The following is a 2,145-nucleotide window of genomic DNA, read 5'->3' on the forward strand; positions in this document are numbered from 1 at the left end:
ATCCGATTAATATTGTTTTGTTATCGGCCATATTGGTTGCGAGCTTTTTAATAAAAATCTATTTTTGGTCTCTAATTATCATGATCGTTGCAAGTTGGATTGCACCCGGCAGCGGGCACCCAGCCTTACTCTTGATTAATCAGATTACCGAGCCCTTGATGAAGCCCTTTCGTAAGATCTTGCCAGCTATGGGCGGCTTGGATTTATCACCAATATTTGCATTTCTTACGCTTCAGGTGCTCGAAACGGTCGTGAGCCATTTAATGCGAATGATCTGACGCTTAGATAGTCTTAAGGGCTAAGCTTTGTGTAGGGAATGCCAATACCCGCACAGATAAATTACCTATAAGGGTCTATGATCGTGAAGGAATAGGCGGAAGCTTTTAATGGCTCGCCTGGAATGATTGCTTTTAAGCACGTTAAGTGGTGACTTTGCATGTCTATAAACGACTTATCACAACAGGTTGATGCCTTCCATGATTGGAAGCGGCAGCTGAGTAGCTCCGTTGAGCGCTACAAACAGTGGTTGGTCGATGCTGGCTTGTATAGTAACGAACTCGATGCTCGCTTACAGCGTGGTTTAGGGCTTTTACACGATGAGTTACTAACGGTAGCCCTGGTTGGGGAATATTCCCGAGGTAAAACAGAACTGATCAACGCCTTGGTATTCTCAAGCTTTGGCCAGAGAATGTTACCGTCCCAGGCGGGTCGTACGACCATGTGCCCGACTGAAATTTTCTACGATCAACACCAGAAAAAAAACTACCTCAAGCTATTACCGATCGACTCCCGATCACAAAACCAGACCATTAGCGAATTAAAAAAGAGCGACCATGAGTGGCGTTATTTTCCCATTGATCCTCGTAATCAAGAGTCGATGGCTGAAACACTCAGGCAAATCGCTGAAACACGAGTGGTTTCTTTTGCCCAGGCGCGTGAACTAGGCTTTGATGAAGGCTCGCTGGAACGCGCCAAGAATTCAGATAAGGTCTTAATACCGGCGTGGCGCCATGCTTTATTGAGCCTTGATAGCCCGATCTTACGCAAAGGTTTATGTATCCTGGATACGCCAGGTTTAAACGCCTTAGGCTCAGAGCCCGAACTCACCATTAGCATGATTCCTAATGCCCAGGCTGTTATCTTTATGCTGAGTGCTGACACGGGCGTTACAGCCAGTGACATGGCAATCTGGAAGCAGTATATCGATGTGCATGAGTCTGAACACCGTGCAGGTCGTTTTGCTGTGCTGAATAAAATAGATGTGCTCTGGGATGACCTGCAGGGTGAACCGCATATTAGTGCTTCGATTGAGCAAATTCGGCACCTAACAGCCAAGCAGCTGAATATGGATGCAGAAGATGTTTTGCCTTTATCTGCAAAACAGGGTTTGATTGCTAAAATCAGAAAAGACCATTCATTATTGCAAAAAAGTGCTTTTCCTAAATTGGAGAAGCTAATTTCCAAGCGAATTATTGCCGAGCGTGAGTCAACGATTTACAAAGATCTTCTGCGAGATTTGCAAAAGATGCTGCATGGCTCGCAATCAGTTTTGAATGACCGTTTGGCTAACTTATACGAGCGTCACGAAGGGCTAGAAAGAGAAGTACTAAGCCCCGAAATGTTGCAGAATCTAGCCAAAGAAACGCACACCGAGCACGATATCTATCACCGCAAACTGATCACTTTACGCTCTAGTCGACGTTTGATGGAGTCGCAAGGAGAAGTATTGCAGCAATTGGTTAGTGAAGAGCGCTTGAAAGAAGTGCTCAAACATACCAAGCGTGATATGCAAGATTGTTGGAGCACCGTTGGCTTGGTTCACTCGATGAATAAATTTTTCGATAAGATGGATAAAGAACTCGATAATGTCGAGAGTGAAGCAAAAATTGCCGACAAAATGGTTCATGCAATTTATAAGCGCTTCAAGTCGGACGTTCATGCCAAGTACCTTAAACCAAGAAAGTTTACAATTGGTGAGCAGCGCAAAGCGCTAGAGGCTTTGAAAGCAAAGTTGGTGAAGTTCTGTCGACGACCTAAAATGTTTATGACGGAACAATCGGTGCTGATAAATCACTTTTTTAATACCTTTGCTGCAGAGATGCGTCTGATCCAGCTGCAAATTATTAAACAAGCCAAGCAGTGGCC

At 44.6% G+C, this 2,145-nt stretch carries 2 protein-coding genes; both read left to right on the plus strand.

Annotation, left to right across the window (positions count from 1 at the left end; all coding sequences use genetic code 11):
* Positions 1 to 278 (plus strand): YggT family protein (locus A3757_RS16100; protein WP_231878299.1); only part of this gene is annotated, 278 nt, incomplete at its 5' end.
* A gap of 158 nt (positions 279 to 436) precedes the next feature.
* A partial coding sequence (locus A3757_RS16105) for a dynamin family protein (protein WP_068739925.1) occupies positions 437 to 2,145 on the plus strand: 1,709 nt, incomplete at its 3' end.

The organism is Oleiphilus sp. HI0117 (assembly GCF_001635235.1).